General features: G+C 62.4%; 22 protein-coding genes, 1 tRNA gene and 1 other annotated feature. Of the genes, 14 read left to right on the top strand and 9 right to left on the bottom strand.

The window, feature by feature from the left end:
- The first annotated feature begins 69 nt into the window (after positions 1-69).
- Positions 70-819: a hypothetical protein gene (locus ACP7A5_RS11295; RefSeq protein ID WP_426042007.1), complete on the top strand. Its 750-nt coding sequence runs from the start codon at positions 70-72 to the stop codon at positions 817-819.
- 92 nt (positions 820-911) lie between these two features.
- Here ACP7A5_RS11295 and ACP7A5_RS11300 read toward each other — a convergent pair whose 3' ends face one another.
- The 3 genes from ACP7A5_RS11300 to ACP7A5_RS11310 all read right to left on the bottom strand — a co-directional run bounded on the left by ACP7A5_RS11300 (position 912) and on the right by ACP7A5_RS11310 (position 3,648).
- Positions 912-2,111 carry a winged helix-turn-helix domain-containing protein gene (locus tag ACP7A5_RS11300; RefSeq protein WP_426042008.1) on the bottom strand — a complete coding sequence of 400 codons (1,200 nt, stop codon included), beginning with the start codon at positions 2,109-2,111 and terminating at the stop codon, positions 912-914.
- Positions 2,112-2,151: 40 nt separating this feature from the next.
- Positions 2,152-3,468, bottom strand: coding sequence for an Hsp70 family protein (locus ACP7A5_RS11305; protein WP_426042009.1), 1,317 nt, complete (start codon positions 3,466-3,468; stop codon positions 2,152-2,154).
- A 105-nt stretch (positions 3,469-3,573) separates the two neighbouring features.
- Positions 3,574-3,648: transfer RNA gene (locus ACP7A5_RS11310), tRNA-Asn, on the bottom strand.
- Between the two features lie 56 nt (positions 3,649-3,704).
- Here ACP7A5_RS11310 and ACP7A5_RS11315 point away from each other — a divergent pair.
- Positions 3,705-4,520, top strand: coding sequence for a TrmH family RNA methyltransferase (locus tag ACP7A5_RS11315; RefSeq protein WP_426042010.1), 816 nt, complete (start codon positions 3,705-3,707; stop codon positions 4,518-4,520).
- 996 nt (positions 4,521-5,516) lie between these two features.
- Here ACP7A5_RS11315 and ACP7A5_RS11320 read toward each other — a convergent pair.
- From ACP7A5_RS11320 to ACP7A5_RS11335, 4 genes are all read right to left on the bottom strand, one after another.
- Complete coding sequence (locus ACP7A5_RS11320; protein WP_426042011.1) at positions 5,517-6,350, bottom strand: hypothetical protein; 834 nt, start codon at positions 6,348-6,350, stop codon at positions 5,517-5,519.
- 910 nt (positions 6,351-7,260) lie between these two features.
- Positions 7,261-8,103: a peptidase gene (locus ACP7A5_RS11325; protein WP_426042012.1), complete on the bottom strand. Its 843-nt coding sequence runs from the start codon at positions 8,101-8,103 to the stop codon at positions 7,261-7,263.
- 576 nt (positions 8,104-8,679) lie between these two features.
- Entirely contained in the window at positions 8,680-9,159 is a 480-nt protein-coding gene (locus ACP7A5_RS11330) for an SRPBCC family protein (RefSeq protein WP_426042013.1), read from the bottom strand.
- Entirely contained in the window at positions 9,160-9,912 is a 753-nt protein-coding gene (locus ACP7A5_RS11335) for a phytanoyl-CoA dioxygenase family protein (RefSeq protein ID WP_426042014.1), read from the bottom strand.
- A gap of 81 nt (positions 9,913-9,993) precedes the next feature.
- Between ACP7A5_RS11335 and ACP7A5_RS11340 the strand changes: the two genes are divergently transcribed.
- The 7 genes from ACP7A5_RS11340 (at position 9,994) to ACP7A5_RS11370 (ending at position 19,787) form a co-directional block, all read left to right on the top strand.
- Positions 9,994-10,668: a TetR/AcrR family transcriptional regulator gene (locus ACP7A5_RS11340; protein ID WP_426042015.1), complete on the top strand. Its 675-nt coding sequence runs from the start codon at positions 9,994-9,996 to the stop codon at positions 10,666-10,668.
- Between the two features lie 152 nt (positions 10,669-10,820).
- On the top strand, positions 10,821-13,241 hold the full coding sequence (locus ACP7A5_RS11345; protein ID WP_426042016.1) for a TonB-dependent receptor: 2,421 nt from the start codon (positions 10,821-10,823) through the stop codon (positions 13,239-13,241).
- 31 nt (positions 13,242-13,272) lie between these two features.
- Complete coding sequence (locus ACP7A5_RS11350; RefSeq protein WP_426042017.1) at positions 13,273-15,228, top strand: cellulase family glycosylhydrolase; 1,956 nt, start codon at positions 13,273-13,275, stop codon at positions 15,226-15,228.
- Positions 15,225-16,592, top strand: a complete 1,368-nt coding sequence (locus ACP7A5_RS11355; protein ID WP_426042018.1) for an MFS transporter — start codon at positions 15,225-15,227, stop codon at positions 16,590-16,592. The genes ACP7A5_RS11350 and ACP7A5_RS11355 overlap by 4 nt, the downstream gene beginning before the upstream one ends.
- A 48-nt stretch (positions 16,593-16,640) precedes the next feature.
- Positions 16,641-17,405, top strand: a complete 765-nt coding sequence (locus ACP7A5_RS11360) for an exosortase H-associated membrane protein (RefSeq protein WP_426042019.1) — start codon at positions 16,641-16,643, stop codon at positions 17,403-17,405.
- 214 nt (positions 17,406-17,619) lie between these two features.
- Positions 17,620-17,670 (top strand) — a sequence feature (sul1 is cis-regulatory element that is thought to sense ions involved in sulfur or methionine metabolism; They are found in Alphaproteobacteria).
- Positions 17,671-17,721: 51 nt separating this feature from the next.
- Positions 17,722-19,203 (top strand): SulP family inorganic anion transporter, encoded by a 1,482-nt coding sequence (locus ACP7A5_RS11365; RefSeq protein ID WP_426042020.1) that lies wholly within the window; start codon positions 17,722-17,724, stop codon positions 19,201-19,203.
- A 47-nt stretch (positions 19,204-19,250) separates the two neighbouring features.
- Complete coding sequence (locus tag ACP7A5_RS11370) at positions 19,251-19,787, top strand: hypothetical protein (protein WP_426042021.1); 537 nt, start codon at positions 19,251-19,253, stop codon at positions 19,785-19,787.
- A 176-nt stretch (positions 19,788-19,963) separates the two neighbouring features.
- Here the strand turns inward: ACP7A5_RS11370 and ACP7A5_RS11375 are convergent, their stop codons facing one another.
- Entirely contained in the window at positions 19,964-20,392 is a 429-nt protein-coding gene (locus tag ACP7A5_RS11375; RefSeq protein WP_426042022.1) for a BLUF domain-containing protein, read from the bottom strand.
- Between the two features lie 389 nt (positions 20,393-20,781).
- On the opposite strand from ACP7A5_RS11375, the gene ACP7A5_RS11380 reads away from it, so the two are divergent.
- Positions 20,782-21,474, top strand: coding sequence for an IS6 family transposase (locus ACP7A5_RS11380; RefSeq protein ID WP_426042023.1), 693 nt, complete (start codon positions 20,782-20,784; stop codon positions 21,472-21,474).
- 177 nt (positions 21,475-21,651) lie between these two features.
- Here the strand turns inward: ACP7A5_RS11380 and ACP7A5_RS11385 are convergent, their stop codons facing one another.
- Positions 21,652-22,572, bottom strand: a complete 921-nt coding sequence (locus ACP7A5_RS11385) for a DUF3472 domain-containing protein (protein ID WP_426042024.1) — start codon at positions 22,570-22,572, stop codon at positions 21,652-21,654.
- 309 nt (positions 22,573-22,881) lie between these two features.
- Between ACP7A5_RS11385 and ACP7A5_RS11390 the strand changes: the two genes are divergently transcribed.
- From ACP7A5_RS11390 to ACP7A5_RS11405, 4 genes are all read left to right on the top strand, one after another.
- Positions 22,882-23,010: a hypothetical protein gene (locus ACP7A5_RS11390; RefSeq protein ID WP_426042025.1), complete on the top strand. Its 129-nt coding sequence runs from the start codon at positions 22,882-22,884 to the stop codon at positions 23,008-23,010.
- 273 nt (positions 23,011-23,283) lie between these two features.
- On the top strand, positions 23,284-23,778 hold the full coding sequence (locus tag ACP7A5_RS11395; protein WP_426042026.1) for a hypothetical protein: 495 nt from the start codon (positions 23,284-23,286) through the stop codon (positions 23,776-23,778).
- A 392-nt stretch (positions 23,779-24,170) separates the two neighbouring features.
- Positions 24,171-24,752: a hypothetical protein gene (locus tag ACP7A5_RS11400; protein ID WP_426042027.1), complete on the top strand. Its 582-nt coding sequence runs from the start codon at positions 24,171-24,173 to the stop codon at positions 24,750-24,752.
- Positions 24,753-24,877: 125 nt separating this feature from the next.
- Positions 24,878-25,570, top strand: a complete 693-nt coding sequence (locus ACP7A5_RS11405) for an IS6 family transposase (protein ID WP_426042028.1) — start codon at positions 24,878-24,880, stop codon at positions 25,568-25,570.
- Positions 25,571-25,982 lie beyond the last annotated feature (412 nt).

Consider the following 25,982-nt stretch of genomic DNA (forward strand, 5'->3'; position numbering starts at 1 on the left):
GCAAGATTGGAGACAGGCCGGTCGCGCCGGTCTATCTGGGCGAACAGTCCTACAGACCCGGCGGACAGGATGAAACGACCGATCGCATCGAGGCTTTCAGCAACCCTGGCCGGCGCCGCTGCGCTGATCGTCTCTGCCTGTGGCGAACAGACCCAACCGGCCGCGGACGCGACCCAGGAAACGGGTTGGATCATGCCGCCCGAGATCGACGCGGTCGCTTCGAGCGGGCGAGAGCTGATCGTTCGCGGACAGGCCTCTCCCCTCGGGCGGGTCGTGGTCAGCGGCGCGGGGGGGCTTGCCTATGCCGTGGGCGCCGACGCTGAGGGGCGGTTCGAGCTGCGCGTGCCGCGCCCGGCCCAGGACACCCTGTTCCTGGTCGAGGCCCGCGCGGGCCAGGCGGGCTTTCCGGCGCCCTATCGCCTTCTGATCGGCGCTGACCCCTCGGCGCCGATCGCGCTCCTGGCCATCGGTGCGCCCACGCAACGGCTGGATTCCGGCCTTGGCCTGGACGCCGTGGACACCGACGGACGGGCGGCCTTCATCTCGGGAAGGTCGACTGCCGGGACCGGGGTGGTCATCGAAGGGAGCGTCCAGCGCACGGTAACGGCGGACGAGGAGGGGCGCTGGCGGCTGGCGGGGTCCGGCGACGGCACGACGCCGATCACGATCGACGGACGGGCCTATGCGCCGGCTCCGGGTGCGGTCGCGACGCCCGGTAACCTGCACCGGGCCGGGGCGGGATGGAGCATCTCCTGGTCGAGCCCGGGGGGCGGGCGCCAGTCGACATGGTTCCCCGACAAGCCGGCAACGGCCCGTTAACCAATTCGGCTCACCGATACGGCGTTCTCTCAGAGGACACCCACCACTGAACCTCTTCAGCCCGGCGCCCGCGTCGGGCTTTTTCTTTGGCGTCAGCGCGGGAGAGCGTCGGACAGATCGGCAGCGAGATCGCCGCGCTCCTTGACCTCGACCCGGTCCAGACCCAGCCAGTCCGCCATCCGGATCAGTTCCGCCGCCAGTCTCGACGCGGTCTCCGGCGTCGCCAGCGGCTCGCGCCATACCGCCTGGACCCGCAGGACGCCCGCCTGGCGATTCGCCTTCAGATCGACCCGAGCCGTGATCGCCTCGTCCTCGAGGAAGGGCAGGACATAGTAGCCGTGCGCCCGCTTGTGCGCCGGGGTGTAGATTTCCAGCCTGATGCGCACGTCGAACAGCCGCTCGGTCCGATCCCGGAACCAGATCAGGTTGTCGAAGGGGGAGAGCAGGGCGGCGCCTTGCACCTTGCGCGGCCGGCGGGCGTCCGGCGCAATATAGGTCGAGCCTTTCCAGCCCGGCACGCCGACGGGCGTCAGTCCGCCCTCCTCGACCAGTTCGGCGATGCGGTCGCGCGCGTCCTGGAGCGGCAGGCGGAAATAGTCGCGCAGGTCGGCAGCGGTGGCCACACCCATGGCCCGGGCGGCGATGCGGATCAGGGCGCGCTGGGCGTCGGGTTCGGACGGGGTCGGCAGGTTCTGGATCGCGCGTGGAATGACCCGTTCGGTCAGGTCATAGACCCGCTCAAAGCCGCGCCGGGTCCTGGTCGTGATCAGTCCGGCCCAGAACAGCCACTCCAGCGCGCGCTTGCCGTCCGACCACTCCCACCAGCCGGGCTTGCCGCGCGGGCCGGTGGCGAAGTCGGCGCCTGTCACAGGGCCGCGTCGTTCGATCTCGGCCAGGACGCCGTCGATATAGTCGCGACGTTCGCGGCCGAAGCGGTTGATGCCGGTCCAGGCGCCATGCCCTTCGCGCGCCCGCTCCATCCGCCAGCGCATCAGGGGCTGGATCTCCGGAGGCATCAGCGAGGCCTCGTGGCCCCAGTATTCGAAGAAGGACGGCGTCTTGCCCCAGGCCTCGGTCTCAAGCAGGTCGCGCGGATAGGCGCCGAGGCGGGAGAAGGCGGGCAGATAGTGGGTGCGGCTGACGACATTGACGCTGTCGATCTGGATCACGCCGAGGCGACGGGCCGTGTCACGCAGCTGACGGGCCCCTGTCGTCGTGGGGTGAGGCTTGCCGAAGCCCTGGGCGGCCAGGGCCATGCGTCGGGCGAGGGCGGGCGAAAGCTGCTCGGTCATGTCCGCGACGACCCTATCGGGCGGCCTGAAGGAAGTCTCGTCAGCGGCGCTCGGTCCAGAGATCGAGGTCCGTTTCCCGCCCGATCAGGGCCAGGCCCGAGGCGATGGACTCGAATTCGCCGCCGGTCTCGATCTTCGCGGGGTCGAACCGCCGGTTGAAGATGTCGCGCACCGCCGGGACGAAGGAGGTGCCGCCGGTCAGGAAGATGCGGTCGATCTGCTCCGGGTGCAGGCCGGATCCCTCAATCGCCCTGTCGACGGCCGTGTCGATGGCGGCCAGTTCGGGTGCGATCCAGGCTTCGAACTCCGATCGGGCGACCGGCGCTTCCAGACGAATCGATCCGGCATCGAAAACGAAGGTCGCGCTCTCGTCGCGCGACAGGTCCATCTTCAGGTGCGAGATCGCCTGGTAGAGGGCGTAGCCGTGGTTGTCGTCGAGCACCTCGATCAGCCGCGCGACCTTCCCGGGTTCCTCGGCGATCCGGGCTATGGCGCGGATGTCCTTCATGTCGCGCGAGGCGCGCAGCAGGGCCAGCTGATCCCAGCGCGCAAAGGCGGCGTAGTAGCGCTGGGGGATGGGCAGGGTCTTGCCGAGCGTCCGGTATGAGCCGCCCTTGCCGAGCGCCGGCGACACCAGCTGGTCGATGATCCGGTAGTCAAAGGCGTCGCCGGCCACGCCGACACCCGACCGTGCGAGCGGCGTGGAGCGCAGCCCCTCGGGCGACGGCTCGAAACGGACGATGGAGAAGTCGCTGGTGCCGCCGCCGAAGTCCGCGACCAGAACATTGGCCGGTTCGGTCAGTTTGCGAGCGAAGAAGAAGGCCGCGCCGACAGGCTCATAGGCATAGCGGATGTCGGTGAAGCCCAGCCGGGCGAACGCCGTCTGGTAGCGCGAGAGCGCGAGGTCCGCGTCGGGCGCTCCGCCGGCGAAGGTCACAGGTCGCCCGACGATGACGCGAGGCGGCAGGGCATCCATCGCCTCGCCCGCGTGATGCTGGAGGCGCAGCAGGAAGGCCGCCAGCAGGTCTTCGAACTTGTAGCGCCGGTTGTCGATCACCGTCTCGGTGAAGGCCGCGCTGGCGGCGAAGGTCTTGAAGGACTGGATGAAGCGGGTGTCTAGCGGATCCTCGACATAGGCCTCGATGGCCCACGGACCGGCCTCGACGACCCGCTCGGGCGTCCGGCCGTCGGCGCCGGGGTGAAGCTGGAAGCTCAATGTCGAGCGGAACGTCGCCAGATCGCCGTCGGGCGCCTCGAAGCGAATGACGACCGCCTCGCCGTCGCCGCTGGTCAGGGCGACCACCGTGTTGGTGGTGCCGAAGTCGATGCCGATCGTCGTCGCGGATTGCGGAATCATGAGCGGAGCCTCGGTTGCGGCCGGGACGGCGCTGATGGTCTGTCTTTGCTTGGGGGCTCGCCGAAAGGCGGTATGGCCTTGTCGAAATCGGGCTAAAGCGCCGAGTGGCTCCGCGGGTAGGATTCGAACCTACGACCAGCCGATTAACAGTCGGCTGCTCTACCACTGAGCTACCGCGGAACAGGGACTCGGGAGGCGGGCCTATAGCAGCGGCCTTCTTGATTGTGCAACGGGAAATGTCAGCCATCGCCATTCAGTTCATCGACGATCCCGCTGATCCTCGCGTGGCCGCCTATCGCGATATCCGCGAACGCGACCTGACCGGCCGCGAAGGGCTGTTCGTGGCGGAAGGGGAGGTGGTGATCCGCACCCTGCTGTCGCCGACGTCCCTGTGCAGAGCCCGTTCGTTGCTGATCGCTGCGAATCGACTCGAGGCCCAGGGCGAACTGGTCGCGGCGGCGGGCGAGGCGCCGGTCTATGCGGCGTCGCAGGCGGTGATGGACGCCATCGCCGGCTTCCCCCTGCACCGCGGCCTGCTGGCCCTCGGCGAGAAGCCGGTCGAGCGGACCGTCGCCGAGACACTGGCGGATCTGCCGGAGGAATGTGTGGTGCTTGCCTGCGCAGGGATCGGCAACCACGACAACATGGGCGGCCTGTTCCGCAATGCGGCGGCGTTCGGGGCGGCGGCGGTGCTCAGGGACGAACGCTGCTGCGATCCCTTCTATCGCAAGGCCATCCGGGTTTCGGTCGGCGCGGTGCTGAGGACGCCGAGCGCCCATGCCGTCCCTCTGGAACAGCTGATCGTGGCCCTGCAGGCGGCGCAGTTCGAGGTGGTCGCCCTATCCCCCGGCGCAACGGAGCCGCTGGCGGGGCTGACGGGCGGCGGTCGCAAAGCCATTCTGGTCGGCTCGGAAGGTCCGGGTTTGCCGTCGGAGATCATGGCGCGCGTTCGGACCGTGGGCATCCCCATGGCCGGTGGTTTCGACTCCCTGAACGTCGCGGTGACCAGCGCGCTGGCGCTCTACCAGGTCACGACCGTGTCGATTCGCTGACAGTTGCGTGATTTCAGCGCGTTAACGTTTCATGCACCTTGATGAACGCCGATTTCCATGACGCTATGGAGGTCCGGGGAGGACGACATGGCTGGTATTCTGGGGTTCATGAGCCGAAACGTGCGGATCGCGGTCGCGATTGCCGTAGTGGCCGCAGCTGTCGGCGGCGCCGGCGCGATCGGCTGGCTGACCGCGCCGATCTAGAAATCATCATCGATCTCAACGAGATCGCGATGGAGGCCTGACCGGGAATCGAACCCGGGTGCAAGGATTTGCAGTCCAAACTTGGCCGTGCGTTTTCAAGGGCTCACGATCAAAGTGTCAGAAATGGCAACCCATTCATTTCAATGGGTTGCAGAGGCTTTGCAAAGTGCTCATCCGATGGTTCGCGGGGCTTAGCTCCCTAGAGTTTGGGTTCGCCGGTAGTCGCGATCATCGCTTGAGCCGCCAGAGCGCGCTGTAGCGCCTATGCGTTGACTTGCTACCATCTGGCCAAGTGAAGGCCTGTAAGCGCCTCTAGCCCCCCTCAAGGGCCTTACAAGCTGGTTTGAAAGCGATGTGCGCGGGCGGCGGGAATCAATCCCGCACGAAAAGCTTGGGAAGCTAGAGGTTCGTGATCCGGTTCAAGGGGCTCGCTGCAAAACTGATTCAATCGAGCGCGAGTGAAATCAAGAGGTTGGCCGCAGGGCACAAAACATCAGACTTGGCGTGCCAGCTGGTCGCTCCCGACCTAAATCCGGAAAAGTGCATGGAGGAACGGAGGCAGGCAGGGGGCAAGGGCCGCTTTGCGCCAGAACCGGTCATTCACTGAATGCCGGAAACACGACATTCAGCCATGCTGTCTGAGCATAGGAACGTCCGCTTTTCAGTCTGATGCCTCTGACCGCTCCCGACCCAGAGCGGCGGTTTGGAACGTCTGCTCTTGGCATGATCTGCCGGCGTCGCGCGACACGACCGAACCTGACTAAAAGCGGCGGTGGTAAACTACTGATATGGTCACGGTCGGGCGCTTCGCGACGCCAGGAGAACTCTCCAACCTTCCTCATGGGCGATGTCCACTTCAGTCCGGTCGGTAGCGGGGCCGGTCGTGGCCCATACCACCTGCCAATCTCCGATCTGCGCGCCGTACACCCGCGTGTAGATTTCCTCGCGCGCGTCGGCCAGCGGACCGTCCGCGAACTGAAAAACGGACACGGGTCGCCCCATGATCCGGACGCTGCGTGGATCGGGTCCCCGACCGTCTCCCCAGCCGGCCCTGATCTGGTCTGGAGCCCGATCCTGCATTCGCTCGATCAGGCTGCGCCGGTCGGAGCCGCGCGTAAAACGCGCCCTGTAACGCCGCTCGCTGCCTGTCCAATCCGTCCAGGAACAGGAACCGTATTCCCCGTAGGAACCCACATAGGCCAAGGCGTCCCGTGGCAGGGCGCAGAGGAAGCCGCTGGAGGCGTGACGAAGCAGCAGGGGGCCTGGCGCAACGGTTTCATCCGGCCAGGTCGTCGGGTCCGATCCGTGGGTCGCCCTCAGCAGCGCCACAGCCTCCCCCGCCTCCTCCGCCGAAGCGTAGAAGAGGGTATAGGCGGACACCGGAACCCCGTCGTCAGCGACTGGGTAGAGCGCCAACCGAAGAAGTTCGCCGGACAGCATGCGGGGGCAGAACAAGCCGAAGCTGCGAGTGCGGCTGTTCCGCGTCAACTGGACGGTGCCGCCCGCGCCGCTGTAGCAGGGCGGCGGCAGTGGCACGCCCCTGCGGACCTCTAGCATCGGCCCAGTCGAGGCTGGCTCGAGTACGAGGCAGCGGTCCTCGATCAGAGCAGTCAGGGCCTCAGCCACGGAAGGGGATATGACCCCGGTTCTGACCGTCCTTGGGTTATGGGCCAGCGCAATTTCCCCTGCCGGCGGAGGGGGAGGCGGCGGTCCGCCTCTCGCCCAATCCACCTTGTGAAACCGCCAGGTCCCGTCAGCCTCCCGCCAGACCGTGGAGACGCTATCTGTGGCGACAGACTGTGTTTCGGACCACCCTCCAAAGGCGCGTAGTACGGCCGATGCGTCGGGAGGTACGGGTGCCGGGGCGGTCTCGCCTCGGATTTCCAGCGCCCAGCGTTCGAGACGTTCCTCCGGTCCCGCAGACGGGAGGGCGTCGTTCGCCCACATGCCGTCGGCGAGGTTGCGTGTCGTGGGACAGGTCTCCGCTCCGGGCGGGCGACGCCCCGGCGGCCCGTCAGGGGTCTGACCAAGCGAAGGGGTCGAAGTCACAACCATTGCTGCCCAAGCCGCAGCGGCCAAAACGGATCGACAGCCCATGACAAACCTCAAAAGTTCGGATCAGACGCTTACGGTTTCCGCCCATTGCCATCGTCACCTTCCAGCTCCAACAACGCCTTATGTTGGTGTCCTCGAAACCGGGTGCAGATCAGTCCGAACAAATCCACTAGGCGAGTCAACCGGCAATGTCTCCTAACCCCCCATAAGCGACGGTCCGCTCCCGACCCGTTGCGGACGTCCGGGACGTCCTGTTTCTGGCAAGGAGAGCAGGCGCAAACGGGGAGGGCTGGCAGCAACGGCCTCGCTAATGATCGACAATGGCGGGGCGGCTTCCGGCAATGGGATCGGGCGCCGCGAGGCGAAAAAAACTTTAAGGGCGCTGCTCGCCCTGCGCCCGCCCCAGGCCGCCATCTGACAAAAGCCACCCCGGTACGGAGTCGAGCCTTGCTCTAGACGGCGTCGGTCGCATGACGGCGCATCATTTGGGCCCCGGTCTCGTCCTTGCCTTGGTCCCGTCGATCGCGGCCGGGGCGCCCTCTGTGAGCGTGACGAGCTCAACGGAATAAGAGCCCGTCGTCTCCGTTTTCAGGCTGTTCGTTCGAACAAACCAGGTTGAGCCGTCTCCCGTGAACAGGATCGCCGAATCCGTGCCCCCGCCGCTGTCGTCGTCCGATTGGACCGGGGCACCCGAACACTGGCCGGGCCCGACGCTTAGGTAGGCGTCGAAGTCCGGCGAACGCATGGTCACGCGATATGTCGCTCCACCCGATGTCTCAACGGAATAGCAGTCGAAGTAGCTGTGATCATTGAGTTTCCCGTCCGAAGCGGTCAGCTCGCCCCGAAGGGTTTGACCCGAAGCCAGACGGGGCAAGCCTTCGCCTTCGCTGAGCTCGACCACGTACGCGCCGAGCGTATCGCCCAGCAGGCTGTTGGCTCTGACGAACCAGGTCTGCCCGTCGCCGGTAAAGCTGATCGCCGAGTCTGTTCCACCGGCCCCGTCGTCGTCCGACAGGGTGGGCGTGCTCGCGCAATCGCCGGTGCCGATGCTGAGGTAGGTGTCGAAGGTCGGGCTCCGCATCACGACCCGATACGCCGCCGCTTCGGTGGTCTGAACCGCATAGCAGTCAAAGAAGCTGTCATCTTCTAGCCTGGGGTCCGACGCGCTCAACTCTCCATGCCTTGTTTGGCCGATGACGAGGCTGGACCCCGCCGCCGCACCGGCGCGTCGGGTGGCCTGCGGAGAGAACCTGGTTGCAGGAACGGGCGCCGAGGTCGGCGACGCACGTTCGCTCAAAGCGATGACGGCTCCGCCTGCGGCCACCGGCCCGGTACCTTGGCTCGGACCGCCCGTGGTTCCGTCTGGGCGGACATGCGGCACGAACCCTGTCGCCTCCGGCTCCCAAGCCCCCGGCTCCCAGGCCGCTGTCTCGCCAGGGCCGAGGAGGCCAGACACCGTCAGCGCCAAACCCGCTAGTCCGCGTCGATCAACCATACGTTTTCCCCGCTCGTATTGACGAGAGAAAGGCAAATGGCGCCGGCGGTCAAGGCGACGAATCCTGATGGCTCGCCGCTTCGGCGCTCCGTGATCGGCGCGGGTTAACGCGTTCACCCCTCGTCCGCCAACACAGGTCCATTTCGTCACGTCGTTCGATGACCAATGTCCGCTTCCCACCCCGAACAGACGTCCAAGACGTCTGCTTTGCGGAAGTCTCACCCTCAATCAGCCCTGCCGCCCGATAGCGGACGTTCCAAACGTCAGTTGACGAGTCAGACCCGGTCATTCCCGCTTTGCCCGCTTTGCGCCTAAGCGCCATGCCCGGAAACAGCAGGGCGCGTTCGAATACGTCGCGGTCCCGGGCCGATCAGCTGCTGGGATTTGATCCGCAAGGACGTGGCCTTAACGGTCTCGGTCAGCTTCGCACCGCAGTTTGAAACTATCATTGAAGCGGCCGAAGCTCTGCTCGATTCTGCTTCCGTAGGCCTCAAGGATTTCGTCGGTGCGAGAACCGGTGAAATGCTCATAGTGACGAAATAAAATCGTGTGCTCGCTCTCAGCGACCAGTTCGAACCAGTGATCGCCGAAAAGTAGACTCCTGTCGTTCAGTCCTCCCTGCCAGCGCATAGTGAAGGGCGTGATTGAAACCAGGTCTATGGTCTGGACGACGGGGTCGGCTGCGCCTTCCACGTGGGCATAGGTCAGGATTCTCCCACCCGCGCAGGCCTCGCCTTCGATCCTGACGATGTAGGGATTCCAGATCGGGTAGTCTTCAAATGTCGTGAGCACGGTCCACGCCCTTTCGACAGGACAACGGATAGAGATTTGAGTGGCGATAGACCGAATAGCAGTGTTCTCTGACATCTCGCGTGACTGCGTCATCTAATGCGCTTCCTGTCCAGCCTTAACGCGCGCGAGGGCCTGCGCATCGGCAAAGCTGAAGATGAAGGCGCGCCGACCACGCGACGACGTGTTCGGACCTGTATAATGCGGTGTGGCATAGCCGTGGACCGTCGCCGAGCCTGCATCGAGCGGGCATTTAACGGCTCTGGAAAGATCGAGACTTTCGGCCACGTCGGCAATTTCTAGGAGACGTCCCTCATCGTCGGGATGACCGCTCGCTACCCTGTGGGAGGACATGGGCGCACGATGGACGCCGGGGATGAACTCCATGCAGCCCATTGTTTCATCAACGTCGTCAAGCGCGAGCCAGAACTGCACAATCATCTCCCCCGGCCAGATGGTGCCCGCGGGCGTGAAGGGCTTCGCGGCATAGGACATGTCCTGATGCCAGGGTGTCGGGTGAGGGTGGCCGGGGGGTTTGTAGATCAGCATCGAGAACAAGAACTGGGGATCTGAACTTCCCGTCAGTCGGGCTGCCAGCATCCGTGCCCGGTCAATGGCTGGGTTCTCAGCAAAAATCGGGTGATGGATATGCGGATGCATGATCTGGCGCGTTATCCCGCCCAAGGCGCGATCCGTGCCGGGGCAAGGGATCGTTCCGTCAAGCATCCCGTCGTAGGCGCGACGCATCTGGGCCAAGGTTGTGGAGTCGGCCATCCGATCGACCGTTGCAAAGCCACTGCTGGCGAAATTCGCGGCAATGATTGAATCAGTGGTATCGCGATCGTGCATGCCGATATCCAGTCAATGTGAACCACACGACATGACATTCACTGTCCAGTTGGTCAAAACGTTTTCTTGTGGAGGGACGGCGTGACCGATGAGGACATCACGGTCGCTGGATCGCCTTCGATCGCATCTGTTAAAGGCACTGTTCGCGAAAAACGCCGCCTCGAAACCCGCGCGGCTGTTTTGAAGGCAGCGGCGGTTCTCTTTTCAGAGGCCGGTTTTCGCGGTGTCGCCGTGGATGACATCGCCAAGGCTGCCGGGGTGCGAAAGAACAATCTACTCTACCATTTCAGCTCCAAGGAAGAGTTATGGAAGGAGACCGTGGACCTGGTGTTCGGCCAAGCCGATGAGTTTTTCGCTACCGTCCGCAGCCAGAAATACGAGAATGCCTGGGAAGGATTCGAGGCTTTCTTGAGAAGCTATTTCGAAGCGTGTCGGCGGTTTCCGGCCTATATCCTGATGCCAATGATTGAGGGCGTGAGCGAAAGTTGGCGCACGGATTACATCGCGGAGCGCCATCTAAGCCGGCACGTCAAAAGTTTCGACACCTATGTCCGCAGTCTCGTCGCGCAGGGTGTTCTGCCACCGGTCGAGCCCCTGCACCTGCAGAATATCCTGACCGGGGGAGCGCAGCTGTTTCTCGCGACGCCGCCTCTGTGGCGAAAAGCGACTGACACCGACACGCAGGATCCAGCGTTCGTGGAAACCTATGCCCAGTCGTTGCTGGGTCTGATCAAGGCAGCCTGTCCCACCGCCTGAACCTTTACCCGCTGTAGTTGATCCACGTCGCAGACGGTGCCCCCTTGCATTCCACTGACCATACGGTCAGTATTTCCCTGACCATGTGGTCAAATGCCGACCGAAGATGTTTCCGTTGAACGAGAAGCACGGCGCTCAAGGGGGAAGACAGGATGACGAGATCATATTGCGCGATGCTGCTGGCATCGACTGCGGTCGCCTTGGCGGGACCGGTCGCTGCCCAGACCATGACAAACCAAACGCCGTCATCGGCCGCGCAGGACGCAGCGACGATCGACGACATTGTCGTCACGGCTCAACGGCGATCCGAACGACTGCTTGATGTGCCGGTATCTGTCGTGGCCACATCAGGTGACCGCCTTGAACGCCTGAACTTCAACGCGGCGACAGATCTGCAATACGTCACACCGGGCCTCATCCTGGGGGATGCCAATACGCCGCGCGGACAAGGCCTGCGGATTCGCGGCGTGGGCAGCAACGTATTCGCCGACGGCATCGAACAGTCGGTCGGCACCGTCGTCGATGGCGTTCCGCTGGCCCGAGCAGGTCAGGGTCTGGCCGATCTGATCGATCTTGAACGTGTCGAGGTTCTACGTGGTCCCCAAGGTCTGCTGTTTGGGCGCAACGCGTCTGCCGGATTGATCAGCATCACGACACGTCGCCCCACCGAGCAGCTGTCGGGTATGCTGAACGCTTCTTACGGCTCGCTTGACGAAATGAATGTGGGGGCCAGTCTTGCCGGTCCTGTCGTTGAAGGTCGCATCCTTGGGCGTCTGTCCGGCTACCTGAACAAGCGTGACGGATTCGTCGACAATCGCCTCACGGGCCAGAAAATCAACAATCGCGAGGAGTACGGCTTTCGAGGAACGGTCGAGCTGCGACCGACTGATGCCTTGGAGGTGCTCCTGCGTGCTGACTATTCCCGGCGCGACAACGCATGTTGCGTCTGGAGCGTGAGGCGGTTTGCTGACGCAACGACCGATCCTCGCCCGGGGGCGGCTTTCCTTTCCACCTTCGTCGGCCCGCTGGAGACCGGCCCGGAGGCCCGTCAGATAGCTGCAAACGGCGAGTATTCCAATCTGGTGACCAGCCAGGGCATGTCCAGCGAAGTGAACCTGCAACTCGGCGACTACACGCTAACCTCGCTGACGGCCTATCGGACCTGGGAACAGGCGGACAACAACGACGCAGATCTGTCCTCTTCGAACATTCTCAACCGAAACTTCGGGGCCAACGACCTCACCCAGTTCAGCCAGGAACTGCGCCTGACATCACCGTCGGACCAGCCGGTCGAGTTTGTGGCGGGCTTGTTCTACTTCACCTCTTCCAACGAAGGTAACTTCCAACAGGTCGGCAGGTTCTCCCTGTCTCTGGCGAGACTGCAGAATCTTAGCGTCAATCTTACGGTGGCGCCTGGCGTCGTACTTCCCGCTTCACAGTTGTTCGGGCGCGATGTGGCCTCTGACATCGACGTCACCGATTTGGCCGCGTTTGGGCAGGCGACCTGGAATGTGAACGATGCCCTGTCATTGACGGCGGGTGCTCGCGTCACCCGCACCGAAGTCTCCATGAACTACGCCAGAACGGGGACCAGCGGGGCCAGTGCCTTCAACTTCTTAGTGGGGGCCGCGTTCGCGCCCCTGGCGTTCGACGCCAGCACCGAAGACACCAATGTCTCGTGGCGCGTGGGGACCCAGTATGCGCTGGATGAAGAACAAAATGTTTATGCAAGCGTTGCCCGTGGCTACAAGGGGCCTGGGTTCAATAGCTTACTGGACATTGTCATTCCGGCGGGTGTGACCGCACAGAACTTCACCCGAGTGGAACCGGAAGTTCCGACGGCCTACGAACTGGGCTACAAGGCGTCGTTGATGGATCGTCGGCTGTCGCTAACCGCCGCACTGTTCCTGACCGACTTTAAAAACTTCCAGGCGCAGATCGTCGAGTTCCAGCCTGGGTCGTCGATCGGAAGCTTTGCCATCCGCAATGCAGGCGAGCTTCGTACCAAAGGGTTCGAACTCTCCCTGGCCGCTCAGCCCTCGTCTCATCTCTCATTCGGGGCGTCTTTGGCCTATACGGACGCGACGTTCGAAAGTTTCGCCAATGCCTCCTGCCCTCGTCTGGGGGCGATCGTCACGACCGTCGGCGCCGCCTGTGGTCCGGCGGTTGCCGGCGGGCCAAACCGGACCTCTTTCGACGCCTCGGGGCTGGCCGTCACCAACGCACCGAAATGGAGCGGGAATGCGGAAATGCGCTGGGAGACGCCGATCAGGAACGGTCTCGGAGCGTTTGTCCAGGCCAACCTTTACTGGCGATCCGAAACGACGTTCGGGCTTTACCCGGCCAATATTCCGAACCCGACGATCCAGGACAGCTACGGCATTCTGAATGCGTCTGCAGGGTTTGACGTCGGCGACAACGCAACGATCTCGGTGTTCGGCAAGAACCTGTTCGACACGAACTTTGTCAGTTCAATCGGCGATCTCCCCTTCGACGCGGCAGGCGGCCTTCTGCAGTTCGTCACGCCCGACTCGCGGCGCACAGTTGGCGTTCAAGCCAACCTGCGCTTTTGACCCCGGTAGGTTGAGCGGAAAAATTCGAGTAATGACGCAATCGCTCAGTGGCGGCCCGTCGCAGTTGACGATCGACGGGCCGCATTTCCGGGACAGGTTCGGCCGCGCCGTTATCCTTCGTGGCGTCAACCTGGGGGGAGACTCCAAGGTTCCGTTTGCGCCAGACGGACACACCTACCTGCCGTCCGATTTTTCGGATCATCGAACCGTCAGTTTCGTTGGCCGGCCTGCGCCGCTTGCCGAGATCGACAGCCACCTGGCCCGCATCTCCTACTGGGGATTCAACTGCCTTCGCCTTCTCACGACATGGGAGGCGGTCGAGCACGCGGGTCCAGGCATCTACGACCAGCGTTACCTGGACTACTATGCCGAGGTGTGCCGCCGTGCGGGCCGCTTCGGCTTGCGTGTCTTCGTCGACTTCCATCAGGATGCCTGGAGCCGAATGTCGGGCGGGGACGGCGCTCCTGGCTGGACCTTTGAAGCCGCCGGTCTGGATTTCACCCGCTTTGCATCTGCGGATGCTGCCCATGTGATGCAGTCCACCTATGACCACAGGGTCGGCGGACGACAGGATGACTACCCCGCGATGAGCTGGGGCGGGAACTATCGCATGCCCGCCAATGGCATCATGTGGACGTTGTTTTTTGCCGGCGACGATTTCGCTCCAGGCTGCCGGTTCAACAGCGCGGGGATTCAGGGATTCCTTCAGGACCATTATCTGGGAAGCATGCGCGCCGTGGCAGAGCGGGTGGCGCACCTGGACAACGTCATAGGGTTCGATACGCTCAACGAGCCGGGAACTGGCTACGTCGGCCGTTCCCTGAGCGAGCCAATGTCACGCTATCGCGGCCAGGCATGGTCGCCGCTCGACGGACTGGCCGTCGCATCCGGGATCAGCCGTACCGTGCCGATCCTGGCTCTGGGCGGTCGTGGTTTCGAGGGTGACCGCGTGATGAATGCCGCAGGCAACTCCATCTGGTTGCCGGGCCGAACAGATCCCTTCCGCGACGCTGGGGCTTGGGACGTCGAAAGCGATGGTCGCGCCGTGGCAGTGCGGCCGAACTATTTTGAGCAGGTCAGCGATCGGCCCGTGGAGATGGATCGCGACTATATGGTGCCTTTCTTCAACCGGGTGGCCGAAACAGTCCGGGCAGTCAGGAAGGATTGGTTGATCTTCGCCGAAGTCGATCCGTTCGGTGCCCTGCGTGGCGAGGGATTTCCCGACGGGCTGCCGGAGCGGACCGTCAACGCCAGCCACTGGTACGACCTCTCGGCACTGGTGACCAAGCGGTTCTGCACGACCCGATCTGTCGATATCCTCACCGGCGACGTCCGAGAGGGCGCCGCCGCGATCGAGGACGGCTATGTCGAGGGGCTGTCGCGATTAAGGGATATCGGCGACGGGCTGAACGGAGGAGCACCCACCCTGATCGGGGAATGCGGTATTGCGTATGATATGAACGATGGCGAAGCCTACGCGCAGTGGAACGCTGGGCAGCGGGGTTCCGACGTATGGTCCGAGCAGTCGGACGCGCTCAATCTGATGTACAACGCGCTGGATCGGCTTCTACTCTCGTCGACGCAGTGGAACTACACGGTCTCTAATCGTAACGATCCGATGATCGGGGACGGATGGAACCAGGAAGACCTGTCGATCTGGTCGATCGACCAGGCCACATCGCTCGAAGACCCCGACTCAGGCGGCAGAGCGGTTTCCGGATTTTGCCGACCCTACGCCAAGGCGATCCAGGGCACACCGACCCGACAGACGTTCGACTGGGTCAGCGGGCGGTTCGAAATCGTCTTCGATGCCGACCAGGCAATCGGTGAAAGCACCGAAATCTATGTTCCTGCCTCGCAATATCCCGGTGGGTACGACACCGCAGTGAATGGAGAGGCCTTTGAGGGCGATCAAAGCGGATCGTCACTGAAGATCTCGCCTCGGTCCGGACATGTCACAGTGACCATCGTGAGGAATGCGTTGTGATCAACAAATCTAAAGTTCATATCGCGCCGCTCAAACTGGGACAAAAGCTCGGCTACGCTGTTGGTGACTTCGGACTGAATCTCTTCTTCACCTTCTGCACGCTTTTTCTGCTGTATTACTATACCGACGTCTTGGGCTTGTCCGCGACCTTGGCCGGGTTGATCATCATGGCCGCCTTGGTCTGGGAGGGCGTTTTTGACCCCTTGATGGGTGTCATCGCCAATCGCACGCGGTCCCGGTTTGGTCGATATCGACCCTATCTTCTGTACGGCGCGCTTCCGCTCTGTGTATCCTTTGTTGCCATGTTCGTCCCAACAGGCTTGAGCGGTGGGGCGCTGGCGCTCTACGCTCTGGCCGCGCACCTTGTCTTCCGCACGATCTACACGGTCGTCGGCATCCCTTATATTTCCCTGTCCGCTGAAATGACGCGCGACAGCCAGGAACGGTCCCACATCGCGGGCGCGCGTATGCTTTTCGCCATGGCCTGCGGCCTGACCCTGTCGGCACTCACGCTTCCGCTGAGCGGACTATTCGGAGGAGGACAGATAGGATTTTTCTGGCTGAGCGTTGTCTACGCCGCAGTCGCCTTCGTCATCTTCAACCTGTGTTTCGTCGCAACGCGTGAGACGACAGACGACGACCAAGCGAACCCGTCCATTAGGCAGATGATGGATATGCTTACAGTCAATCGCCCTCTCCAGTTGCTGCTGGGCGCCACTGTTCTGGCCTCGGTCGGCAGCACGATGGCCGGCAAGACGCTTCTTTACTATCTGAAATACGATGTGGGTCTGGAGTCGGCGCTGACCCCTGCTCTGGTTATCGCGACAGGGTGCGCGGCGTTGTCGATCCCATTCTGGCTATTTGTGACGGCGCGCCGAAGCAAACGGGTCGTGTGGCTGAGCGGAGCAGCCATCGCTGCGGTCAACTCCGTAATTTTCTATCTGCTTGCTCCGCGGATCGGCCCCGCTCTCTGGCTGATCGTGGGCCTGGGTGGCTTCGCCAATGGGGCCTTTTACCTGACCTTCTGGTCGATGGTGCCCGATACGGTCGAATATGGTGAGTGGAAGACAGGAACACGAGCGGAAGGGGCGATCTATGGCTTGGTCTCGCTCACCCAGAAGGTAGCTCTGGGCCTCGGCGTCGGTCTCCTGGGCGTGCTGCTGGACGCGGTTGGGTATCGGCCCAACGCCGCTCAGAGCCCACAAACCCTTGAGGGCATCCGCATTCTTCTCACGCTGGTGCCCGCAGTACTGACCCTCGTGGTAGCCAGCCTGATCTGGTTCTATCCCATTACTCACACGCTCCATCACCGACTAGTCCGCGCCATTGAAAGACGCCGAGGACGGTCAAACATCGTTTCTTGATGTTGATCGGCGTTCAAAGCGGAACCCCACCCGATATGAAATAACATATTGAATGAGCTTAATATCTCGGGGCGGGACGGGGTCCCGACGGACGCCAGTCAGCATGGGCTCAAACGTACTATTATACAGCAAATTCAACTACCTAGACTGCCTCTCGATGGGGTCCGATTTCGAAGCCGATCCACACGCCTCGCCGCTCGCACGCTGGAAGAGGCGGCCCGCCGCCGCTTCGGTCTGTGGGCCGCCGCGTCGCTCGTGATCTTCCTGCCTCTGTGGTGGATGTGGGGGGCCGATGGGGTCGCGGCCCTGCTGCGTCCCCTGGTGGGCGCGATCCTGGGGCTTCTCGGCCTCACGGGTCGGATCGCGGTCGTGGAGGGAGGCGACTGGGCGATCGGCACGCGTCTGACGCAGGGGGGCCAGGCCGTCGATCAGCTGATGGAGAAAGAGAACTTGCGTCGCCTCCTGCTGGGCTTCCCGCTTCTCGCCGCCTTTCTGATCGCGCCGCCCCGCGCGCCCAGGCCCTGGCGCGCGGTGGCGATCTCGTTCGTCGTTCTCAGCGTGGTCTTCGCCATCTCGATCGCCATGACCGTCTGGGGTGGACTGGCCCCAATGCTGAACCCGGACCTCGCCGGAGCCGGCATGGTCATCACCGACCGGTTCGATCAGGCCCCACTCCACCCCGTTGCCGCCCAGATAGTCATCGTCGGCCGCTATGTCGCCCAGTCGATCGCGCCTCTGCTGACGGCCCTTCTGCTCTGGGCCTGGCTCAATCCTGCCGGCCTCCAGACCTTGGTCGCCGAGATAAAAGACTGATGTCGGCTTGGCGGCCCAGTCACGATGTCGGCTCACCACCCCGAACCGACCTTGGCGAAGTCCGATTCCGGCTCGCCTGTCCAATGTCTGCTTTCGGACATGGTGAGAACCGCCGTGTCCGACCCACTGCGGACTATTGATCGGTAAACGCAGCGGCGCTGAGCGCACTCGATGTTGCTTTACCAAGCGAAATGCTGCATCTGCACACCTGTCATCAGGACCCGGCAACGGGTGGCTACCCCGGGTGCCGATCCCTCGGGAAACGAGAACGAGGTATCGCCGAGCGCGAACCGTTCCCTACGACAGACAGAACCACATGACCCTTATCGCTTCGGCGCGCCAGCAATGGCTCGCCAACCCTCGCCGTGATCTGCTGGCGGGCACCGTCGTGGCACTTGCCCTCATCCCCGAGGCAATCGCATTTTCTATAATTGCTGGCGTAGATCCCGCCGTCGGGCTTTACGCCAGCTTCGTCATCGCCGTGACAATCGCCTTCGTGGGCGGACGTCCCGCCATGATCTCAGCGGCGACCGGCGCAATGGCGCTTCTGATGGTCGGCCTTGTGCGCGAACATGGCATCGAGTTTCTCTTTGCCGCATCTCTGCTCACGGGCGTCTTCCAGATTCTGGTCGGCCTGTTCAAACTTGGACGATACATTAAGTTCGTGTCGCGCAGCGTCATGACGGGCTTCGTCAACTCGCTCGCGATCCTGATCTTCTTGGCGCAGATGCCCGAGCTGATCGGTGCGAACTGGCAGACCTTCGCCCTCGTGGGGGCGGGGCTCGCTATCATATACGGCTTCCCGCTGCTTACGAAGGCAGTGCCAGCTCCACTGATCGCCATCGTCGCTCTGAGCGTTTTCGTCATCGTCACGGGGGTGGACGTCCGCACGGTCGGTGACATGGGTCAGCTTCCGTCAACACTGCCGGTTTTCCATATCGCCAATGTGCCGCTGACCTGGGAGACCCTGCTGATCATCGCCCCGGTGTCAGCGACCCTCGCCTTCGTAGGCCTCTTGGAAAGTCTGCTGACCGCGAACCTCATCGATGACATGACGGATACCCCCTCGGACAAGGACCGCGAAACACGAGGTCAGGGTATCGCCAACATCGCTTCGTCGCTCTTCGGGGGCATGGCGGGCTGCGCGATGATCGGGCAGTCGATCATCAATGTCACCTCAGGCGCACGGGGACGGCTGTCGTCGCTGTGGGCAGGGTTGTTCCTGCTCTTCCTCATCCTGGTGCTGGGGCCATGGGTCGCCCAGATCCCTATGGCGGCGCTGGTCGCCGTGATGATCATGGTCTCGATCGGCACCTTCGACTGGGGATCGGTGTTGAAGCTGCGGTCAACGCCGTTCCAGTCCTCTGTCGTCATGATCGCGACCACCGCGACGGTCGTCGCAACCCACGACCTGTCAAAAGGGGTGGTGCTGGGCGTGGTCCTCTCTGCCGTCTTCTTCATGCGGAAGGTTGGAAAGACGGTCGTCGTCCAAGAGACCGAAACCGAACACGAAGGCGTGCTGCGCTACCGCGTGACCGGACAACTCTTCTTCGCCTCGGCTGACGTTTTCGCTGCCGCCTTCGAACACCACGGCCACCCAACCCGGGTCGAGATCGACATGACCGAGGCGCACTTGTGGGACCTGACCGGTGTTGCGGCGGTGGATAAGGTCGTCTTCCGCTATCGACGCCAGGGTGCGGAGGTTGAAGTCATCGGCATGAACGCCGCTGGACAGACGTTGGTTAATCGCGTGGGCCGTCACGACAAGAGCCACCTACCTGTTGGAGTCACGCACTAATGGTTACTCAGCAGCTCAGTCAAAGGTCGGTCGAACGGTATCGGTCGGTGATCACCGCCGCTAAGACCACCTACCAAAAGTGTCAGACCGTCACGACGGTCGGCTTGATAGACCGGAAGAATGAGGATCGGCTCGCGGCCCTCGACCTTCGGAATGGCGCCCTCCGATCCTCAGAAATCCACTGCTTCGATGTCATCGTCGTCGATCAGTGCCGAAATCGTTCGAGCGCGGATCCGGATTTTATCACGCTGAAGGGGCGTCTTGCTCCCCAAGGCGTAATCCTTCTCCAGCGTCGCACTTGGTTTACGCGGTTGATGGGTGGTTTCCTCTCCCGCCGCCTCGATGACGAGGAAGATGGTCTTTTCGGACGAGGTCACGATAGGCGAGAGGCAGCGTTACGCCGGTCTGCTCTTTATCTCGCACCGTTCGAGGTGACATCTGGATCGAAGAACGAGGCTTGGCTGATCGCCTCGCCAGAGCCGATTGCCGACACCCGTATCCGAGATCAGATCGGCAGGGTCGCTACCGACTATCTGCGCGCTGTTGGCCCGGTCATTGCTGGCGGTCACCTACTCGGCATCTGAGGCGGCCAAGGTCTGCTAACCACCCCTAAGCGACCCTCATAGGGTCCGCTTTCGGGCGATGGACCGAATGTCCGGTTCCGGCCTGCCAGGTCATGACGGCTCTCGACCCCTAGGCGACCTCGGGGCTTTTAACGGATTGGCCTTTGAGGCGGCGCACGACGCACCAGTCGAGAAGGTCAATAAATTTGCCCTGCGACAAACCCGTGTTCAGCCCTGCTCATCAGGTCCAATAGGATCGCCGTTACTTGCGCCCCGCTTCCATTCTCGGTGATGATCCGGAACGACTGTTGGCTCAGCGGAGTAGGATCAGGGCGGGCCATACTCCATTCTCTGAAAAGCCGAGCCTGAATCGATCTTTCCCCCAGAATGGTAATGTTCTCATGACGGCTGTCGGCCCGGACGCGTTTCATCAGCAGGCCCACCTCACCCCTGTCTCCCTCGACAACCTGGACGAACTTTCCATCAGGTAGAGCCAATGCGCCGGAGATTCGGTTACGCTTGTTGTTGTGGGCCGACACGTTGAATATTGCGTCCAGACTTGGCACGTCGTCATGGGGAATGCAGGAGTCGCTCCTGTAAACCAACCGGATCAGGTTCTTTTGCATCAGAAGGGATTCCCCGAGGCTCGAAGCCCTCGCCGGGGAAACGCCGCACTGTTTCAAATGATCCCGGTCGTCAGGCGAACATCGAAACATTGCTCTTTCGGAAGGGACGAAAGGAGTCCGCTTTCCACCCGTTTGAGACGTCCAGGACGTGAGCTTTTCGGCAGTCGCTTCGGCTCGCGCAGGCAAGCCATGGGTACCTACGTCGGCTGGAACGCCCTGCCACGATTGCCGATCAACATCCAGCCGGCGTTCGTCGGCTTACAGCCGCCCTTAGGCTTGGCGACGGCCAGCCCCAACACCGCCAGCTCTGGCCCCCGGCCGTGCTGTCAGTCTAACACTAACTTGTCTCCACCGAACGCAGCGTAAGCCGCTGATGGGGATAATGTTTCTTGAAGCCGATTTCGTTCAAGCGCCACCGGTTCCCGGCAGATGTGATCCGCCATGCAGTCTGGCTCTACTTCCGCTTCAGCCTCAGTTTTCGTGACGTCGAGGAGCTCATGGCTCAGCGTGGGATCGTCGTCAGCTACGAGACGATCCGCTGCTGGACGATCAAGTTCGGACCGTTGATCGCGAGGCGGCTGAAGCGCCGCCGGCCCGTTCCATCGCCTCGCTGGCATCTCGACGAGATGGTCTGTTCGATCGGCGGAAAGCGGATGTATCTGTGGCGGGCTGTCGATGACGAAGGCGAGGTCCTCGACCTCGTGGTCCAGCGCCGGCGGGACACGGATGCGGCGTTGAAGCTGCTCCGGCATCTGCTTCACAACCAGCCTGTCGAGCCCCAGACGATCACGACCGACGGCCTCGCCTCATATGGCGCAGCGCTGGATGTCCTGGATCTCAGGCATTTGCACCGACCCGGCCGGCTTCGGGAGAACAATCGGGCAGAGAACTCACATCTTCCGATCCGACGACGAGAACGCCAGCAGCAGCGGTTTAAATCCCAAGCCTCAGACCAGAGATTCCTCACCACCCACGCGGCGATCTACAACACCTTCAGCATCCAGCGCCATTTGATCAGCAGACTAACCCTTCGCCGCTTCCGCGCCGATGCTGATGCCGCTTGGGCGGCGGCGGTTGCCTGAAGGGCGGCGGGGAGGGCGCTTTTCGATTTCGCCCGGGTAACCTGTCAACGCCGTCACGTGACATCTCATCGGGATGCCTACGCGGCGTCGGAGAGCATCGCCGCTTCTTCAAACGCCGGGCGATCAGCGGTCCGAAGTTGATCGTTCAGCTCCTGATCGTCTCGTGAGGGATTGGTTTTACCGAACGGGGACTGGAGGCGCGATGAGACGCTGCCGCTGGTTCCCTGGTCCGCCCATATACATCACCACCCCGGTGGCGAAGCCGAAGTCGAACGGCTCGGCAGTGATGATCGCTCCGTCGGCCTGATTGCCGTCGACACAGTGATTTCCCTCAGCCTTTTCCGAAACGTTGAAGGCCGTGTAACTCTCGTAGCCGCTGGCGGCGTCGCCTGAATAATTAACGGCAGGCGGGGTCAGGGCCGTGATCGAAAGCGGCACATCCCGGCATCGGGAAACCGGGTCTCCAAAGTACTCGACGAAGTTTTCGATGTGGTCCGGATCGACCGACTGGGCTTCGACCGGTGCCTTGATCATGCCGATGTAGTGTTCGATTACCGTGCCGCTGGCATCCGCTTCGATCAGCCAACCGCCCCACCATTGGCCGTCCGGGGCCCCGTCCAATCGGTACAGCCGGTAGCGGTAGAACTTTTGCGTGTCGATGGTTACGGGCAGAGTGCAAGTATATCCTATGCCTTCGCCCCCGAAGGTCCGGCAATCGGTTCCCGCCGCGGCTGAAGCGTCCCAAATCGAGAACCGGACGGTCTGCTGACCGTCGCCTTGCTCCTGAAGGCCAAGATAGCCGCCGCTCTCCGGACTTTTCCAATCCCAGACCAGCGGCCAGTAACTCGCGGCCGCCGTACGCGGAATCCACACCTCCTGATCCACATTCCAGATCTCGGTCACGCTGGGATTGCTCAGCCGCCAATTCACATATTGCGACGACCACAACTGCTGCTGCGCGTGGGCAGTTTGAGCCCCCAAAACGAAGGGCGAAAGACCGAATATGGCGGCCGCTGCCGCCAGCTTGGAAAGACGAGTGATGGCACTGACCCCGTGTGAGCGACTTGGAATATTTTCAAACTCGTGATCGCACGTCACGCGCTAACGCAACCTTCAAGACCTGACAGCATCGGCGATCATATTTTCAAAGGTGAAGCTTGCTCGCGACCTGCGACGCGCGTTCGACGAGCGAAATGACCCCCAAGATCCAAGGGTGACGGACGCTGGCCACTGTGTTCAAGCTGGCGCTTTCAGCAGGCTCTGCTGACAACGGCGCTCGAAGTGATCGGGCATCCCGGAACACTGACCAGGAAATCTGACTTCGGGAATCCAGCCAGATGTGGTTGGCGCTATGGTTCGGATCGAGTGATGCCCGGCCTAGCTCCCATTTCTGATCCCAAATACAAAATGCTCATCAGCCTCTCCACCCGAGCCACCACGTGCGAGCTTCTGACCCTGGCTTGGCCGGAGGTTCTGGCGCGGATCGGCATCATGACCATGGGGCGGGCTGACGCGATCATGGTCGGCAACATATGAGCCGTTAGCTGGCCTAGGGCTCACTGGCGCTGGCCCCCACTCGATCATGGTGACGACGGCGGCCGGGCTTTTGTTGGAAGGTCAGGTGACCACCGCGCGGTGGACCGCGTAGTGCCAGGTGCGGCGTGCATGTGCAGCGCATCTAGCGCTTGCCGGAGGTTTCGCCACGCTCTGGATCGACTGAGGCGACGAGGGTTGGATATCGGCAGACAAAAGCTTTGCCGACGCGCCCCCCATGGCGTTCACTGACCTCTGATCCTCGAAGGAAGAAGCATGAACTGTATCCTGACGACCTGCGTCGCCGCCGCCGCCGTATTCGCGGCCGATCCGGCCCTAGCCTGCATGCCTATGCCCTCGAACGCCGGTTATGAGATCGCGGGCGCGCACGCCGCTTTTGTGGGCAGGGTGACGTCGATCGAACCGGGCGACCAATCTGAATGTCTTGCCGCCGCCCGGGCGCGGTCGACCGAGAGTTTCGAAGGCGATCCCGGAGAGCGCGGTTGCCAGGCTTTCGGCTTCGCGACCCTCGAGCCAGCCTGGATCATCAAGGGCGAAGACTTGGTGACCGGTCCGTTCCGGGTGGCCTGGAACCAGATCGAATTCTGCGCTGTGGGTTGGAAAGCCGAGGTCGGTGGCTTGGTCGTTGTGATGGTTCCCGAAGACGCATCGACATTGCGCGAAGGCACCACGGCCGTGGTCGAAGGCGGACAGCAGGGCGACCTGCTGGTGCAGATCATCCTAGAGCTGGTCCGCGAAATGCAGCCCTGATCGCGCTGTGAGGGTAACTTCGCCAACTCGAAAGCCCTCGCCCCTGCCACCATTCAGGCGACAGCAATCGCCTATGCGGGACGGCGGCGCGGTAGGTGAGTTTCAGAACGGTTAGGGTCCTTTCATGGCAAATAACAGGGCCCCGCGACGGTGGTCACGTGGGCTTCGATCGGGTTGGTGGAGAGGGGCGGCGCAGGGCCGGCGGTGATCGGATTGGTCCTGGGAATGTTTCACGCCAGCCTCCGCGATGACAGGTCGGCGGGGCCAGATTGCCAAGGTTTGGAACAGCCATCTCGTCCACTTGGCTATTAGCACAGCCTCAGGCGACAGCCAGCCGGTGAGATTGAACGTTCGCTATTGCCCAGACCATCGACTCGGCATCTGGTCGAACCATGGTCGATGTAAAGCTTACTACCGAAGTCGCCGCGCCGCAGGGCAAGACTCAACGCGTGTCCTTCCAAGGCACGCTTGCTTCCCTCTCTGCCGTCTCGGCAATGATCGTCGCGGCAGGATCAATGTTCACTGCCGTTCAGGCGCTGGACGTGTCCCGGACCTCAGCTCGACAAAAAATCTTCGAAAGCCAGCTGGCGGTCTGCATGCAGTTCAGCGAACTTACGACGCAGGCCACTGACGAGGGTGCCAAGACCTCCTACCTCCAGGAGGGGCCAATCGACGATAGCGTCCGCGCGGCACTCGATACTCGCTGGGAGGCCGGTGCCGTCCTGTCCAGTGCCATCTATCGGCAGTATCTGCAGATGACGATGATCCTGCCCGACGAGGTCAGCGACAAGGCTTACAAGGCGACAGAAAAGCGGGCCGAAATCTCGGACAAGCAGGTCGAGGCCATGGACGCCGGCGCGATCTCAGCGGCGATGGTCGCCGACTTCCAGCGGCTATCGAATGAAGAGTCAGATCTGCTGAACCAAGCCGCCAGTGCGTGTCGGGATTATGTTTCCGAGAAGGCGGGTCTTTAGGCTCAGGACTTATAGTCAGAAGAGCACGGCCGCCGCGAGGGCGATGGCGGGGTGGGTACTGTCAGTCTAACGCTAACTTGTCTCCACTGAAGGCCGTTGTAAGCGGCTGATTGTGGCTGAGTTTCGTGACGCCGCTTTCGTTCAAGCGCCACCGCTTTCCGGCGGAAATGATCCGCCATGCCGTGTGGCTCTACTTCCGCTTCAGTCTCAGCCTGCGCGACGTCGAAGAGCTCTTGGCCGCTCGCGGCGTCGACGTTAGCTACGAGACGATTCGGTGCTGGACGGTCAAGTTTGGGCCTCAGATCGCGCGCCGGCTGAAGCGCCGTCGGCCGGCCCCATCGCCTCGCTGGCATCTCGATGAGATGGTTTGCCGGATCGGCGGAAAGCGCATGTATCTGTGGCGCGCAGTCGATGACGAAGGCGAGGTTCTGGACCTGGTCGTCCAGCACCGGCGGGACACGGAAGCTGCGCTGAAGCTACTCCGACGCCTTCTACGAAATCAGCCTGTGGAGCCTCAGCTCATTACAACGGATGGGCTGGGCTCCTACGTCGCGGCCCTGAATCAGTTAAATCTCAGGCATTTGCACCGACCCGGTCGGCTTCGGGAGAACAATCGGATCGAGAACTCCCACCTCCCGATCCGAAGACGAGAACGACAGCAGCAGCGGTTCAAATCCCAAGCCTCAGCCCAGAGATTTCTCACCACCCACGCGGCGATCTACAACACCTTCAACATCCAACGCCATTTGATCAGCAGACCCACACTGCGCCGCTTCCGCGCCGATGCTGATGCCGCATGGGCGGCGGCGGTTGCCTGAAGGGCGGCGGGGCAGGGGGCTTTTCGACTTCACCCGGTTAACCTTTCAACGCCACCTTGGCCGCCTGTCCGATTTCCCGGCTCGGCCTCAAAGGTAACGGTGTTCCTTCCACCCTCAAGCTGAAGCCCATTGTCCGCCTCGTGACAGCGTCATGATTTGGCATCCGCGCTATATCAGTGCAAGGTCAACACCGAATGGTCCCGGAACGACTGCGCTATGTCAACGAAGTAAGCTGGATGCTCAATGCTGCTACATGACAGGTCACCCGCAAGGCCCTCCTGCAAAGAGCGCCGCGTTCGAGTACGTTCCTGAATGAACCGAACTACGCCGAAGCTGCGTATCTACGCTGAGCGACTCATCGTTGGTGAGATGAGCCGAAATGCGTCTGCCGAATCACAACCCACGGCAGCCT

The sequence above is a fragment of the Brevundimonas sp. TWP2-3-4b1 genome (assembly GCF_049897665.1).
Lineage (GTDB): Bacteria > Pseudomonadota > Alphaproteobacteria > Caulobacterales > Caulobacteraceae > Brevundimonas > Brevundimonas subvibrioides_B.

What these genes read in the sequence shown, in the direction of transcription:
- ACP7A5_RS11345 (WP_426042016.1), top strand. Translation starts at nt 10,821, where the DNA reads ATGACGAGATCATATTGCGCGATGCTGCTGGCATCGACTGCGGTCGCC.
- ACP7A5_RS11315 (WP_426042010.1), top strand. Translation starts at nt 3,705, where the DNA reads ATGTCAGCCATCGCCATTCAGTTCATCGACGATCCCGCTGATCCTCGC.
- ACP7A5_RS11350 (WP_426042017.1), top strand. Translation starts at nt 13,273, where the DNA reads ATGACGCAATCGCTCAGTGGCGGCCCGTCGCAGTTGACGATCGACGGG.
- ACP7A5_RS11295 (WP_426042007.1), top strand. Translation starts at nt 70, where the DNA reads ATGAAACGACCGATCGCATCGAGGCTTTCAGCAACCCTGGCCGGCGCC.
- ACP7A5_RS11300 (WP_426042008.1), bottom strand. Translation starts at nt 2,111, where the DNA reads ATGACCGAGCAGCTTTCGCCCGCCCTCGCCCGACGCATGGCCCTGGCC.
- ACP7A5_RS11335 (WP_426042014.1), bottom strand. Translation starts at nt 9,912, where the DNA reads ATGCACGATCGCGATACCACTGATTCAATCATTGCCGCGAATTTCGCC.
- ACP7A5_RS11375 (WP_426042022.1), bottom strand. Translation starts at nt 20,392, where the DNA reads ATGCAAAAGAACCTGATCCGGTTGGTTTACAGGAGCGACTCCTGCATT.
- ACP7A5_RS11400 (WP_426042027.1), top strand. Translation starts at nt 24,171, where the DNA reads ATGGTCGATGTAAAGCTTACTACCGAAGTCGCCGCGCCGCAGGGCAAG.
- ACP7A5_RS11305 (WP_426042009.1), bottom strand. Translation starts at nt 3,468, where the DNA reads ATGATTCCGCAATCCGCGACGACGATCGGCATCGACTTCGGCACCACC.
- ACP7A5_RS11395 (WP_426042026.1), top strand. Translation starts at nt 23,284, where the DNA reads ATGAACTGTATCCTGACGACCTGCGTCGCCGCCGCCGCCGTATTCGCG.
- ACP7A5_RS11365 (WP_426042020.1), top strand. Translation starts at nt 17,722, where the DNA reads ATGACCCTTATCGCTTCGGCGCGCCAGCAATGGCTCGCCAACCCTCGC.
- ACP7A5_RS11390 (WP_426042025.1), top strand. Translation starts at nt 22,882, where the DNA reads ATGCTCATCAGCCTCTCCACCCGAGCCACCACGTGCGAGCTTCTGACC.
- ACP7A5_RS11330 (WP_426042013.1), bottom strand. Translation starts at nt 9,159, where the DNA reads ATGACGCAGTCACGCGAGATGTCAGAGAACACTGCTATTCGGTCTATC.